The organism is Rhodococcus sp. NPDC047139, from assembly GCF_040643435.1.
Lineage (GTDB): Bacteria > Actinomycetota > Actinomycetes > Mycobacteriales > Mycobacteriaceae > Rhodococcus.
On record NZ_JBEYUH010000003.1, the window covers coordinates 41,552 to 54,995 of the forward strand.

The window sequence follows — 13,444 nt, forward strand, 5'->3', positions numbered from 1 at the left end:
TGAGTATGTGATGGGGGTCCGGCCCCTCGGAGGGGCCGGTCGAGATGTCATTCCGAAATACGGACGTCCTCGTAACTACCGAGCATCGCGTTGTCGGGCAACGCCATCTGCAGGTAGACATCGATGCGACGGATCTTGTCCGACTCGTCGAATTCGTAGACCGACACCGAGTTCACGACATTGCTGAAATCACCCACGCTGCTGCGTTCCTCGAGTTCGAGGAAGACCAGGTCGGGGGTTTCGGTGACGCGTTTGAAGACACCTTCCCACTGGGAGGCGGCGGCCCAGTTGGTCAGGAAGTCGACGTACTCGGTCCAGTTCATGACCTCTTTGAAGTTGCCGACCCGAACGAATTCGTCGGTGGCGACGAGTTCGGCGAGCGGCGCCCAGCTCTCGGTCGTGAAGCCGGGCTCCTTGGCACGATCGACCAGCGACTTCGTGATCAGACCGTACTCGAGTACCGTGCGTGCACGGCCTGTGTGATCGTCGATGACATCGGCGATGTCGCGCAGTTCCATTCGTATGTCTCCTTGGGCTGGTCAGGCGTCGTGAACAGGCGGATCACGAACGGGAGGATGCGGCGAGGTATCTGTCGAGAACCGAATGGAAGTGGGCCACGACTACTTCCTCGGACACCAGCATCATGTGCTCGAGACGCTTGTTGCGCAGGCCGCGTTGCTGCCTGGGCATCTGTTCGTAGTCCTGTTGCAGTGCCAGGAAGTACTTGAACTCGCCGGGCTCCTTCACCTCGATGGGTTCGGCACGGAGAGCGTCCTTCATCTCGTCCGGCAGCCACATCAGGCTGATGATCTGCCAGACACAGCGGTTGGGATCACCTCCGGGGTCGGGTTGCGCGAGGATGACGGTGGCTTCGCCGGCACGAACGGTCATGAAGAAGTTCGGAAACAGGACCCAGCCGTGGTTGTCGCTCATCTGAGCGTCCGTGAGTCCGCTGACGTCCAGGCCCGATTCGGTCAGGACCTCGCGCGCAGCCTTCTGCAGGATCGTCCGCGCGGTGACACCCTCGGGGAACGTGAGCGGCTTCCCCTCGACTCGGTATGCGTCGACGAGTTCGTCGAATCTGGGGAGGACACGCATGAGCGAGGGGAAGGTCTCGGGAAGTTCGTGAATACCGTCGACCTGTTCCTGCGGGCCGTACTTGTCGACGTTGGCGACCTCGAACGGGGAGCAGGCCACCGAATGCCGATCCAGAAGCCGGTAGCGACTGGCTTCCGACTCGATAGTTATAGCACGCAACAACTCCGGGTGAATTCCGGAGATGTGGTAGCCCTCCGAGAAGGCGTCGACGACCACCTTCCAGTTGCAGTCGAGGGCTTCCCGCACGTCCATCACGGTGATCATCTCGTCGAGCCGGTACGGCGCGAGCATCTCCAGAACCTCGGGCCCGAGATAGTCGGCGAGGGGCTCGGCGTCGGGATCCGGGTTGAGGAAGACGAAGCCGGCGCAGACGTCGACCGAGACCTCGAGTAGAGAGTTCTCGGACTTGTCGATGGGGTCGAGGGCCTTTTCGTGCAGGATTCCGCGAAGGGTTCCGTCCAGGTCGTAGGACCACAGGTGGTACTGACAGAGGAAGCGTCGGGAATTACCGCGTCCGGTACACAACGGATTCCCCCGGTGCCTGCACGCGTTGACGAAACCCCGTATGCGGTCGTCTTTTCCGCGGACGACGATGTACGACTGGTCGAACAGCGTGAAGACCTTCCAGTCACCGGCCACGGGTAGGTCCGATTCCCGGCCGACGACCTGCCACACCTTCTCCCAGATGGCCTCGCGTTCGCGTTCGTGGATCTCCGGTGACACGTAGCGGTCGGTGGGGATCTTCATGTTGTATCGGCCCTGTTCGATGTCCGCGATTCCTTCTGCGGTCTCGACCCAGCTCCCGGGCAAGCCGGAAGGATCCCGCTCGGTGCGGGGTTGTGTGGACGTCATGATGCTCGTACTCCGTTCACGTGGACAACGCGGTTGTGACTCAGATGTGAAGCAGCCGGCATTGCGGTACGGGACGGCCGGATTTCCGTCGCAAAGAACCGATCGGGATCCGCCGGTCACGCGCCGCGGTCGATCTCGGAACAGAATCAATCACGTGATTGGTTCCATATGATGCAGGTCACACCAACCCCTGTCAATGGCCTATGTCGTAATTCGATGGCCCGATCCTGACGAGAAGAACGAACTTCTGAATCTCGGGAGAAGCCCGGCATCCGGCGGCTGCGGTCGATGCGTGCCATGCTCGACGGCAACTACCAGTTACCGGAGGTATCGTGCCGTCCACTTCAGCGCAGCTGGGAAGGCCCGTCGGAGCCAGGAGCGACGAGACTCGCCGCCGAATCCTGTCCGCCACCATGCGCTGCGTCGCCGAGGTGGGCTATTCCGGTGCGACGATCCGCGAGATCGCGCGCACCGCCGACATCACGAGCGGCACCCTCTACCACTACTTTCCCAACAAGGCAGAGCTCGTCCGAGCGGCGTTCACAGAGATCGCCGAGGTGTCGATCCCACGGTTCGCCGCCGCAGCGGACGAAGTCGACGGGGTCCTGGACAAGCTGATGGCAGTGCTCGACGAAGGCGCAGCGCTGGTACGGGAGAATCCGTACGCAGTGGCTTTCGACCGCGCGCTGCGCAGCGAGGGCGCGGCCCATCTCCGACTGAACGAGGACAGCGATCTGATCTTCGTATCGCTGCGGCAGGTGATCGCGGGAATCGTCGAGAAAGCCGATGCGGACGGAATCCTGCACGCCGATGCACAGCCGGACGGGACCACCGAGGCGATCTTCTCGATGCTTCGCGGCCTGTACGACCATGCCGCCACCGCGACTCCCGAACAATATGTCGCGACACACCGCGCGATCGGCCTGCTGATCCGAGGTGCCTTGTTCGCCGGTGCCCGACGGCCGTGAAGCGGCCGGAGGGCCGATCCACCTGCGTCCCCGGCACAGTCCGCATAACGTGGAATCCATGACACGTCCCGTTCGCATCGGATTACAGCTCCAGCCCCAGCAGCAACCCGACTACGGCGTCATCCGCGACACGGTTCTCCGTGCCGAGGACGCCGGCGTCGACATCGTGTTCAACTGGGATCACTTCTACCCGCTCTACGGCGATCCCGACGGCGCTCACTTCGAATGCTGGACGATGCTCGGTGCGTGGGCCGAGCAGACCGAACGAGTCGAGATCGGCGCGCTCGTCACCGGGGGCGGTTACCGCAATCCCGACCTGCTTGCCGACATGGCCCGCACCGTCGACCACATCAGCGGCGGCCGTCTCATCCTCGGCATCGGCTCGGGATGGTTCGAGAAGGACTACGACGAATACGGCTACGACTTCGGCACCAAAGGATCCCGGCTGGACCTGCTCGCCGAATACATGCCTCGCATAGTCGGTCGACTCGGGAAGCTGAACCCGCCGCCCACCAGGCACATTCCGATCCTCATCGGTGGTGGCGGCCCGAAGAAGACGCTTCCGCTCGTCGCGAAGTACGCCGACATCTGGCACAGCTTCGGTGAGATGGAGACACATACCGAGAAGTCCGAGATCCTGGCCCAGCGCTGCGCCGACGTCGATCGTCGTCCCGAGGACATCGAGCGGTCCACCGCATGGCCCGGCGCCGACGCTGCGGCCGCATACGTCGATCTGGGCATCACACTGTTCACCGTGGGCACCGGTGGGCCCGACTACGACCTCACGGAACTGCGGGAAGCGCTCGCGTGGCGTGACGAGAACTCCGCGCCGCCGTTGACAGGGCTCAGCTGACCGGGGTTGCCGCTGATCATCCGAGCACAGTCGTCGTTGCCGGGGTGTCACGGTCGTCACGACTCCGTGGGCACGGTCGTCACTGCTGATCGTCGTCGCTAGCATCGATGGTGCATGTCGAACGCACCATCGCTTCCGCCCTGCAGCGTCGACGACTGGGACGACAGTCGTCGACGGCAACGTCTCCGCAACACCCGCACGGGCCATCACTGGGTCCGGTTCGGGCGACTTCGCCGTGCCCTGGCACGCACGGCCATCGCAGCGCTTCCGCTCGTCGCACTGTTCACCCAGTACTGGGCCTGGGATGTCGCGCCGGTCCGTGAACGGCTCGCTCTCACCCAACCGCAGCTCCATCCCGTCTACGACGCCGCATCGCGGGAAGACCGCGACACAGCAGTCGTCGACCTCGTCGGACTCGGTAATCTCGACGCGACCGACACCGCCACCGCGTTGCCGGCGCTGCGTGAACTGGGACAGGTGTGGGCGGTCGAGTACGACAACAGCGGTCTCGACACGGCCGTCGTCAGCCGACTGATCCAGGAGCGGGCGGCGTGGTCCGGGATCGAGAACATCGTGCTCACAGGCCACAGCATGGGTGGAATCATCGCGCTCGAGGTTGCGCAGCATCTGTATCAGGACACCACGCTGGAGGTGACCGGCGTGATCCTGGACTGTACTCCGCTGGATCTGCATGCCGTGCGAGGCGACGCCCGTGATGCCGGCGAGGATCTACTGCGCTGGATCGGCTGGTTGCCGGGTGCGAGGGAGAGTCGCAGCATGCGGATGCTCGTCGAAATCGCTGCTCGGAAAGACCGGTTCGTCGTTCCCTCCGATCGAGGGTACCGCCGCATCGATTCCGAAGAGTTGCGAAATGTCGCGGTAGAAGTGCTCCACGACAAGGTCTTGTCGACCGACGCCGCGAGCAACGGACTGATCGAGTCACAGTTCCGGGCCATCGTCGCATCCGGTGCCATCGACAACCTGAGGGCACTCAATGACCGACGGGAGGACAAGATCCGGCCTGCAGTGGTGTTCCTCCGCCCACGGAACCCGTTGGCCGACAATGTCGTCGACGTCGAATACAGCCATCGGATCCTCATCGACCAGTCCGGCGGGGTGGAGGGCACCCTCCTGGTGTCGAAACTTCCCCGAACCGGACACGCCAATCCCGTTCAGGCGCCCGAATCCTACAACGATGCGATCGTCCGACGGGTGGTGCCGTTCGTCGATTCGAGACCAGGTGAGGCCGAAGACGAAGAGCAGTCACCGAACGACGATCTCCTCGACGACGAGCGTGGTGGCGTGCAACCCATCATGGACCTGGACCGCATCACGCCGGGCTGACCGGACTGCCGTTCCGAAAGCGGCGCCTCGACGTTCCCGAAGCCTCACCTGGCGTTCATCTGCCCGTTCCGTTCGGCTCGCCTGGCCTCCCTACGGTTCTCGTGTCGAACCGATTCCCGAGGAGTTGAACGTGGCCCGTGAAGTCCTGCCCCTGTTCCTCACACATGACGGCATATCGTCGCGCTCGAATATCACCTGCAAGTACAAGTGCGGGGATGCCTGTTCACACTCGGTTCCCAACACCTCCGGTGGTGAGTACTTCGGCGACATCGTACGTAATGTCTTCTCGCGTCGCGGAGTGCTGCGGGGCGGCGCCCGGGCGGTGTTGGCCGCGGGTGCCGGCAGCCTGCTCGCTTCCTGCGCAAGCGATTCCGGCGCAACTGCAGCCCGTCTTTCCGCAGGGGGTGCGGGTGATCTCGGGCCGATGCCCGACGGCACGAATTTCACTGCGGTGGGACCGAACACCGACGATGCGGTGATCGTCCCGGACGGTTACGAGCACGAGGTCGTCATCCGCTGGGGCGATCCGGTGCTTCCCGATGCGCCGGCCTTCGATATCGAGAACCAGACCGCCGCGGCTCAGGAAAAGCAGTTCGGGTTCAACAACGACTTCGCCGGCCTGCTCCCGGTGGAGGGTGCGCCGGGCAGGTATCTGTTGGTCGTCAGCCACGAATACACGACCGAGCCTTTCATGTTCGGCGTTTACGACCCGGACGACCCCACCGAGGAGCAGGTTCGAATCGGTATCGCGAGTCACGGCCTGTCGGTCGTCGAGGTGACGAGCGAATCGGGAACCGGGCGTCTCACACCGCAATTCGGACCGTACAACCGTCGGATCACGGGTACCAGCGAGTTTCTGGTCACGGGACCGGCTGCGGGTAGCGACCTGCTGAAGACCGTGGCCGACCCCACCGGCACTCGAGTCGTGGGCACATTCAACAACTGCGCCGGTGGGCTGACCCCGTGGGGCACCGTGTTGTCGGGCGAAGAGAACTTCGACCAGTACTTCGCCAACGCCGAGAGCGTGACCGACCCGGTCGCCGCCGAGCGTCTCGCCCGGTACGGACTCGAGGGTACGGAGACGGAACGGAAGTGGGAGCGCTTCGACGCTCGCTTCGACATAGCGGCAGAACCCAACGAGGTCAATCGATTCGGCTGGATCGTCGAGATCGACCCGTGGGATGTGGAGTCGGTACCGGTCAAGCACACGGCACTCGGACGGTTCAAGCACGAAGCTGCCACCATTCACGTCACCGGCGACGGCACCGTGGTCGCCTACAGCGGCGACGACGAACGCTTCGACTATATGTACAAATTCGTGTCGTCGCGGAAGATGCAGGCGGGCAATTCCCGAGCGGCCGTACGTCACAACATGACGCTTCTCGACGCAGGAACGCTCTACGTCGCGAAGCTCAGCGGAGATCACCCGGAGGCGATCGACGGATCCGGGGCCCTTCCCGAGGGGGGCGAGTTCAGCGGTAGGGGTGAGTGGATTCCGTTGCTGGTCACGCACGAGGACGGTAGCGGTGAGTCGCGGGTCGACGGCATGAGTGCCGACGAGGTAGCGGTGTTCACGCGGCTTGCGGGTGACAAGGTCGGCGCGACGAAGATGGATCGTCCCGAAGACTTCGAACCCGATCCGGTCACCGGCAAGGTCTACGTCGCGCTCACCAACAACACCAAGCGTGGGGTCGACGAAGCCGCCCCGGCGGATGAGGCCAATCCACGCGCGAACAACAAGAACGGCCAGGTGCTCGAGATCGACGACGACCACGCGGGTACGTTCTTCACCTGGACATTGCTACTCGTGTGCGGCGATCCGAACGAGGCCGATACCTACTTCGGTGGCTTCGACAAATCTCAGGTCAGCCCGATCTCGTGTCCCGACAACCTGGCTTTCGACTCGCACGGCAATCTGTGGATCTCCACCGACGGCAATGCACTCGGCTCCAATGACGGTCTGTTCTGCGTCGTCCTCGACGGACCGCGCCGCGGTGAGACGAAGCAGTTCCTCACCGTGCCGGTCGGTGCGGAGACCTGCGGCCCCATCGTCCAGGACGACCGCGTCGTGGTGTGCGTGCAGCATCCCGGTGAGACGGACGGCGCGTCGTGGGCGTCGCCGGCCTCGCATTGGCCCGACGGAGGAGATTCGCAGCCGCGTCCCGCCGTGATCGCGGTATGGAAGTCGGACGGCGGACGAATCGGGATCTGACGCCTCGGCGCGTGGTTTCGGTAGCCCCGGCAGATTCCGGAACCACGCGCGAGTCGCAGAACGGGTCTAGCCGAGCCAGTCCAGGACGGCCGCGGCAGTCCACGACTGCTGCATGCTGCCGAGCGGGTCGCCGGTGAAAGGTTCGTAGTACTCGGCGAAAGTGCCGTCGCTCGCCTGCCGTAGGCCCTCCGCGCGAAGCACGTTCGCTCGCTCGGCCCACCCGCGTCGGGCGAACGCCCACGAGAACAACCAGGTCATCACCGGCCATACCGGGCCGCGCCAGTATTCACGGGACCGGAAGTCACCCGAGACGGGAGAGGTGGACGGCGGTACCGCATAGCGTAGATCCGGATGTCCGCAGAACTTCGGTCCCTCGAAGTTTCGTAGCAGAGCCCGTTCGGCCTGCCGCTCCAGGCCGCCGCACAGCAACGGCGCGAACATCGCGAGAGTGTCTGTGGCAACCCACTTTCCGCTTCGAAGATCGAAGTCCTTCGCCGCACCGGTACGCGGGTCGGTCGTGGCGATCACCCCGCGCCGGAACCGTTCTGCCCACGAATACAGTTCACGCACATCCGCGTTGGGACGCGAATGCTCTTCGCCGATGGTCGCGAGGACCTCACACGACAACGAGAACACCGCGCTGACGAAGACGTCTTCGACGGCGAAGCTCATTGCCTTCGCGAGCACTCCGTCCTCGTAGCGCGCCGACTTCATCTCCTCGAGCAGCCACAGATAGCGTGAATACTCACGATCGGTGGGCCGCTGGGTGGGGTCGGCGACGTGCTCGAGATCCTTTCGGTGGAATGGCGGCACCGGACCCGCGACGACGTTGGCATACGCGGCATCCCAGCGCGGCGAGTTGTCCATGCCCGACTCCCACCCGTGGTACAGCGCGATCCTGCCGTTGTCGTCGAGATCGCGCGCGTGGGCGAGCCAGCGGTGCCAACGCACCAGATTCTGCCACCGGCGATCCAGGAACTCTTCGGCGACAGCGCGCGTCGAACGACCGTGTCGTCGTGAGTGTTCGAGAATGCGCTGCACGGCGATCGCGTGTACCGGTGGCTGCGTGATACCCGAGGTCTGAACCTGTGACGGTGCGTGCGCCGCCAGTTCGGATACTCCCCAGCGCGCCGGACCGGGAAAGTAACCGTCGACGCCGTTGGCGAACACGATGTGCGGAATCATGCCGTTCTTCCACTGCGCCGACAGCAGTGTGTCGAGTTCGACCACCGCACGTTCGACACTCAGCGGTGCAAGTCCTATGGAGACGAATGCCGCGTCCCAGCTCCACATGTGTGGATAGAGCTTGGGAGCGGCACTCGTCATGGTGCCCAGGTCGTTGCCGCGCAGCAGGTACGCCGCGCGTGCGGCGAGCTGGGTCGGCGTGAATCCTCGATCCGGCATTGCCCCATTCTCGGTCCTACGGCCGGATTCGCACGACGAGGCTCGCAGCTGTAACAGCACCGACACATTCGGTGCCGACGCTCGGCGCGTTCAGTGAGCGGAGGGCAGGAAGGCCGTCGAGCCCGACAGCTCGCCCGCTCGCGGGGCGGTCGGCGCGAGGAGTCCGCGACGCTCGAGGATCGGTCGCACCCCCTCACCGAAGCGGTAGGCCTCCTCGAGATGCGGGTAGCCCGAGAGCACGAAGTGGTCGAGTCCGATCTCGGCGTACTCGGCGATGCGGTCGGCGACTTCCTCGTGTGACCCGACGAGCGCGGTGCCCGCGCCGCCACGCACGAGCCCTACACCCGCCCACAGGTTGGGGGAGACTTCCAGGCTGCGGGCGTCCTTACCGGCCGCATAGGCACTACCGCCGCCGTGCAGTTCGACCATCCGTCGCTGACCTTCAGAACCTGAGCGGGCCAGGCTCTGCTGGGCCTTCTCGACCGTCGCAGGGTTGAGCCCGGAGAGCAGCCGGTCGGCCTCGGCCCACGCCTCCGCCGAGGTGTCGCGGCTGATGACGTGCAAGCGGATGCCGTAGTCGAGGGTGCGTCCCTGGATATCGGCGAGGCCGCGGATCCACGCGATCTTGTCGGCAACCGCCGAGGGTGGTTCACCCCAGGTGAGATAGGTGTCGCAGTACCGCGACGCGACGGTACCGGCTGCGGGGGAGGACCCACCGAAGAAGAGCGGTGGGACCGGATCGGGGATGCGCTGGAGCTGGGCGTTCTCGACCCGGATGTACTCGCCCTCGAAGTCCACCGGGCCGTTGCCCGCCCACAGGCGCAGGAGCACGTCGAGGTACTCACCACAGCGCGCGTACCGCTGGTTCTTGTCGAGGAAATCCCCGAAGGTGCGTTGTTCGTGGTCCTCGCCGCCGGTGACGACGTTGAGGAGCAGGCGCCCCTGGGACTGCCATTGGAAGGTCGCGGCCATCTGGGCGGCCAGGGTGGGGCTGATCAGACCGGGGCGTAACGCCACGAGGAACTTCAGCGACTCGGTGGTGTCGATCAACATGGCCGTCGTGAGCCAGGCGTCCTCGCACCACGCACCGGTGGGAGTGAGGACCGATTCGAAGCCGCTCGCCTCCGCGGCTGCGGCGATCTGGTTCAGATAGCGCAGCGTCGCCGGGCGATCACCCGACATCGAACTGCCGTGTCCTCCGGCCATCAGGTTGCGCGAGTCGCCATAGGTGGGCAGGAACCAGTGCATATGTACAGACAAGACAAGTCCTCGAGTCGGCGACGAGCAGAGTGTGGGCTTCAGGAGATCACCGGCCGGTGGAAGCGGGCAACGATTGCGATCAGCGTGATCCGAACCCGCGTGTGAGCGTGACGGAAGGGGTTAGCGTCGGCGGCTGCCACCGCCCACGCCGACCCGGATCGAGCCATGACCACGCTTTCCCAGTCCCCTTCCGCACCGGACACCGAATCCGACCTCGAGCGGCGCAAGCGATTGCGCACCGTGGTCGCGGCGAGTCTTCTCGGCACCACCGTGGAGTGGTACGACTTCTTCCTCTACGCCACCGCCGCGAGCCTGGTCTTCAACCAGCTGTTCTTCCCGGACCAGAGTTCGTTCGTCGGGACGATGCTCGCGTTCGCCACCTTCGCCGTCGGCTTCGTGGTCCGGCCCATCGGCGGAGTCGTCTTCGGTCACATCGGAGACCGGATCGGTCGCAAGAAGACCCTCGCGCTGACGATGTTCATAATGGGCATCGCAACGGCACTGATAGGGGTCCTGCCCACCCATGCGCAGGTCGGTGTCATCGCGCCGATCCTGCTGCTCCTGCTGCGCATCCTGCAGGGCTTCGCCCTCGGTGGTGAATGGGCCGGAGCCGTCCTACTCGCGGTCGAGCACAGCCCGGCGAAGAAGCGCGGCTTGTTCGGCAGCATTCCCCAGGTCGGGCTCGCGCTGGGTCTCGCCTTGGGCACCGCGGTCTTCGCGGTACTGCAGGTGGCCTTCGACGAGGAACAATTCCTGGCGTACGGCTGGCGGATCGCCTTCCTGCTGAGTCTCGTTCTCGTCGCCGTCGGCTTCGTCGTGCGCTTGAAGGTCGACGAGACGCCTGCCTTCCGCGAGGTGCAGGAACTCGCGAAGAAGTCGTCGGCTCCGCTCGTGGATGTCTTCCGGCCGGGGGTACGTCGCAGTACGGTTCTCGGGCTGTTGTCGCGGTGGGGTGAGGGCGCAGCATTCAACACCTGGGGCGTGTTCGCGATCACCTACGCCACCAAGGATCTGAACTTCGAGAAGGTGCCGGTGCTCCTGGTCGTCACCTTCGCGGCGCTGGTCATGGCCGCACTGCTCCCGGTGTCGGGTCTGCTGGTGGATCGCTTCGGTTCGAAGCAGGTCTACATCGTCGGCATCGCCGCCTACGGGGTCGCGGTGTTCCCGGCCTTCGCCCTGTTCGGCACGAACGACCTGTTCTGGTTCGCTGCGGCGATGATCTTCGTGTTCGGTGTCGTCCACGCCGTCTTCTACGGCGCGCAGGGCACCCTGTACGCGAGCCTGTACCCGGCGGAGATCCGGTACACGGGCCTGTCGGTCGTCTACCAGTTCTCGGGGATCTACGCGTCGGGCGTCACACCGATGATCCTCACCGCGCTCATCGCCGCGGCCGGAGGCCCGTGGCTCGCGTGCGGTTACCTCGTCCTCACCGCCGTGATCAGTGTCGTGGCGACCGCCATGATCCGCAAGGAGGATCTTCACCTCTGACCGGGCGGTACTAGGCTCGTCCGCATGAGCAGGCAACGAGGTGGCCGCGCCGCATCGTCGCCGCGCAAGGAGAAGCCGAGTCCACCGGGCGGCCCGGCCGAAGGGCTGTACGACATCGACACGGGTACGTGCGAGCTCGTCAAGGACCGCTATCTCGCCGACGGTTGGGTGCTCGAGATCAACGGGGTGCCCAGTTCGCACATCGACCTGAGCGATCCCGGACTGCTCGAGTTCGAGTACATGCGGTGGATCGCGATGCTCGTCGAGAGCAGGTTCGACGTCGACTCGCGGCTGCGGGTGCTGCACCTCGGTGGGGGTGCGTGCACGATGGCCCGTTACTTCGCCTCGGTCTATCCCGACGCCCGGCAGGTGGTCGTGGAGATCGACGGCCGACTCGCCGAACTCGTGCGCCACTGGTTCGACCTTCCGCGGGCTCCGCTGCTCCGTATCCGGGTCGGGGAGGCCCGGCAGGTCCTCACGTCGCTCTCCGACGGCACCCGCGATGTGATCGTGCGGGATGTCTTCGCCTACAGCCGCACTCCCGTCGCGCTCACGACCGTCCAGTTCACGCGGCACGCACGGCGTGTGCTCGCTCCCGGCGGTGTCTACGTGGTCAACTGCGGCGACTTCCGCGACCTGACCGTCGCCAAGCGTGAGGCAGCGACGATCGGGGAGGTCTTCGAGCACACCGCGGTCATCGCCGACCCCGCGATGCTCAAGGGCCGCCGCTACGGCAACGTCGTCATCGCCGGAAGCGACCTGCCGCTCGGCGACTCCCCGGCACTGGTCCGCGACCTGCTCGGCGGGGCCGTACCAGCGCAGATTCTGCGTGGTGAGCAGGTGCGGAAGTTCGCTGCGGGGTCGCGGGTGCTGGACGACAGCGAGGCCACGACACCACCCGGAACAAAGAGCACGGGCACGTAGTTGCAACGGTCATGACCTCGACAGCCTCCACCCCGGTACGCCAGGTGTTCCGGCTGGGTTCGCCCTGGCAGACCATCGATCCGTTCCTGTTCGTCGCGCACCACGTCGACGCCTACCCGGCGGGCAACGACGATCTCGGTCCCGACGCCCCACTCGACGGCCGGCCACTCGGCCAGGACTTCGGCAACCCGGCCGGTTGGAGCATGTACCACGGCACCGCGGTCCCGGGTTTTCCCGGCCACCCTCATCGCGGCTTCGAAACGGTGACCTTCGTGCGGTCGGGTTTCGTCGACCACGCTGATTCGGTGGGTGCGGCGGCGCGTTTCGGCGAGGGCGACACGCAGTGGCTCACCGCCGGTAACGGGATCGTGCACAGTGAGATGTTCCCCCTGCTGAACAAGGATTCGGGCAACCCGCTCGAGCTGTTCCAGATCTGGCTGAATCTGCCGGCCGAATCGAAGACGGTCGACCCTCATTTCTCCATGCTGTGGAACGAGGACACCCCCACGGTGGAGGTCACGGACGAGGACGGCCGCGCGATATCCGTCCGGATCCTCGCAGGTGAGCTCGACGGCTCCACTCCGCCCGAACCTCCGCCGAATTCGTGGGCATCGCGAGCCGACACCGACGTGGCGATCTGGAACATCGATCTGTCTTCCGGTGCACGCTGGGAACTGCCGTCCGCGCATGACGAGCGGACGCAGCGAGTCCTGTACGTGTACAGCGGTTCTCCGGTTCGGATCGGCGATCGGATGATCGAGTCCGGGCACGGTGTGGTCGTCGACGCTTCGGTGACGGTGCAGCTCACCGGTGGTGAGGAGGGCACGCAGATCCTGATGCTGCAAGGCCGCCCGATCGGCGAGCCCGTCGTCTCGTACGGCCCGTTCGTGCTCAACGACGAGGCGGGCGTCCGCAAGGCGTTCGAGGACTATCGCCGCACCGGTTTCGGTGGATGGCCCTGGGACAGCGATGGTCCCGTGCACGATCGGGACGCGGGGCGATTCGCGCGATATCCCGACGAGAAACTCGAGGAGCGCTGAG

At 65.1% G+C, this 13,444-nt stretch carries 11 protein-coding genes; 7 read left to right on the top strand and 4 right to left on the bottom strand.

Annotation, left to right across the window (positions count from 1 at the left end; translation table 11 throughout):
* Positions 1–47 precede the first annotated feature (47 nt).
* Together ABZ789_RS04180 and ABZ789_RS04185 are read right to left on the bottom strand one after the other, a co-directional pair.
* Positions 48–518, bottom strand: coding sequence for a hypothetical protein (locus ABZ789_RS04180; RefSeq protein ID WP_358419376.1), 471 nt, complete (start codon positions 516–518; stop codon positions 48–50).
* A 43-nt stretch (positions 519–561) separates the two neighbouring features.
* Positions 562–1,950, bottom strand: a complete 1,389-nt coding sequence (locus tag ABZ789_RS04185; protein ID WP_358419379.1) for an aromatic ring-hydroxylating dioxygenase subunit alpha — start codon at positions 1,948–1,950, stop codon at positions 562–564.
* Positions 1,951–2,282: 332 nt separating this feature from the next.
* Between ABZ789_RS04185 and ABZ789_RS04190 the strand changes: the two genes are divergently transcribed.
* From ABZ789_RS04190 to ABZ789_RS04205, 4 genes are all read left to right on the top strand, one after another.
* The gene (locus ABZ789_RS04190) at positions 2,283–2,918 is read left to right on the top strand and encodes a TetR/AcrR family transcriptional regulator (RefSeq protein WP_358419382.1); all 636 of its coding nucleotides are present in this window, start codon (positions 2,283–2,285) and stop codon (positions 2,916–2,918) included.
* Between the two features lie 58 nt (positions 2,919–2,976).
* Positions 2,977–3,771: an LLM class F420-dependent oxidoreductase gene (locus ABZ789_RS04195; protein ID WP_358419385.1), complete on the top strand. Its 795-nt coding sequence runs from the start codon at positions 2,977–2,979 to the stop codon at positions 3,769–3,771.
* Positions 3,772–3,885: 114 nt separating this feature from the next.
* Positions 3,886–5,115 carry an alpha/beta fold hydrolase gene (locus tag ABZ789_RS04200; RefSeq protein WP_358419388.1) on the top strand — a complete coding sequence of 410 codons (1,230 nt, stop codon included), beginning with the start codon at positions 3,886–3,888 and terminating at the stop codon, positions 5,113–5,115.
* A gap of 130 nt (positions 5,116–5,245) precedes the next feature.
* Positions 5,246–7,327 carry a PhoX family phosphatase gene (locus tag ABZ789_RS04205; protein WP_358419391.1) on the top strand — a complete coding sequence of 694 codons (2,082 nt, stop codon included), beginning with the start codon at positions 5,246–5,248 and terminating at the stop codon, positions 7,325–7,327.
* Between the two features lie 66 nt (positions 7,328–7,393).
* Here ABZ789_RS04205 and ABZ789_RS04210 read toward each other — a convergent pair whose 3' ends face one another.
* Together ABZ789_RS04210 and ABZ789_RS04215 are read right to left on the bottom strand one after the other, a co-directional pair.
* Positions 7,394–8,731 (bottom strand): glycogen debranching protein, encoded by a 1,338-nt coding sequence (locus tag ABZ789_RS04210; protein WP_358419394.1) that lies wholly within the window; start codon positions 8,729–8,731, stop codon positions 7,394–7,396.
* A 90-nt stretch (positions 8,732–8,821) separates the two neighbouring features.
* Complete coding sequence (locus ABZ789_RS04215; RefSeq protein WP_358419396.1) at positions 8,822–9,991, bottom strand: LLM class flavin-dependent oxidoreductase; 1,170 nt, start codon at positions 9,989–9,991, stop codon at positions 8,822–8,824.
* Between the two features lie 165 nt (positions 9,992–10,156).
* Between ABZ789_RS04215 and ABZ789_RS04220 the strand changes: the two genes are divergently transcribed.
* The 3 genes from ABZ789_RS04220 to ABZ789_RS04230 are packed head-to-tail and all read left to right on the top strand — an operon-like array spanning position 10,157 to position 13,443.
* The gene (locus ABZ789_RS04220) at positions 10,157–11,479 is read left to right on the top strand and encodes an MFS transporter (protein ID WP_358419399.1); all 1,323 of its coding nucleotides are present in this window, start codon (positions 10,157–10,159) and stop codon (positions 11,477–11,479) included.
* Positions 11,480–11,503: 24 nt separating this feature from the next.
* Positions 11,504–12,403, top strand: coding sequence for a fused MFS/spermidine synthase (locus tag ABZ789_RS04225; protein ID WP_358419402.1), 900 nt, complete (start codon positions 11,504–11,506; stop codon positions 12,401–12,403).
* An 11-nt stretch (positions 12,404–12,414) separates the two neighbouring features.
* On the top strand, positions 12,415–13,443 hold the full coding sequence (locus ABZ789_RS04230) for a pirin family protein (RefSeq protein WP_358419405.1): 1,029 nt from the start codon (positions 12,415–12,417) through the stop codon (positions 13,441–13,443).
* The last annotated feature ends 1 nt before the right edge of the window (position 13,444 follow it).